The organism is Vibrio sp. 2130-1 (genome assembly GCF_033339515.1).
The window spans coordinates 1-637 of record NZ_JAWOUT010000395.1 but is presented as its reverse complement, the minus strand read 5'-3'; the positions used below and the strand labels follow the sequence as shown (position 1 = coordinate 637).

The window sequence follows — 637 nt, the reverse complement described above, 5'->3', positions numbered from 1 at the left end:
TAAACGCGCAACAACTGCGTCAAGAGTACGATGTGGTACTGCTGACTGGTGGCTCAACCGTTCCTCGCGATCTTCCTGTTCCGGGACGCAATCTAAAAGGCGTGTACTTTGCAATGCAGTTCCTCGGACAAAACAATCGCCGAGCAAACAACATGGATCTAAAAGGAGAAGAAATTCACGCAGCAGGAAAACATGTTGTCGTAATCGGGGGTGGTGATACCGGTTCAGACTGTGTGGGTACATCAAATCGTCACGGCGCAGCAAGCATAACTCAAGTTGAAATCATGCCGATTCCACCAGAGAAGCGCCCAGCCAATATGCCTTGGCCTCAATACCCAATGATCCTACGCACTTCGACTTCTCATGAAGAAGGTGTCGATCGTCACTGGAACATCTTAACCAAAGAGTTCATCGGTAACGACAAAGGTGAAGTTACAGGTCTTCGTCTTGCAGATATCGTTTGGGAAGATGCGAAACCAGGCGAGCGCCCAAGCTTTAAAGAAGTAGAAGGCAGCGAGCGCGTGATCCCATGTGACATGGCTTTCCTAGCGATGGGCTTCCTGCACCCAGAACCAACTGGCGTGCTTGCTCAACTGGATATCGCACTCGATGATCGCGGCAACGTTGCAACACAAGG

1 protein-coding gene is annotated in these 637 nt (G+C 50.4%); it reads left to right on the top strand.

From position 1 onward, the window contains the following. Positions 1-637, top strand: a 637-nt coding sequence (locus R7Q09_RS26445) for an FAD-dependent oxidoreductase (RefSeq protein WP_318143978.1), incomplete at both ends; no start/stop codon positions are given.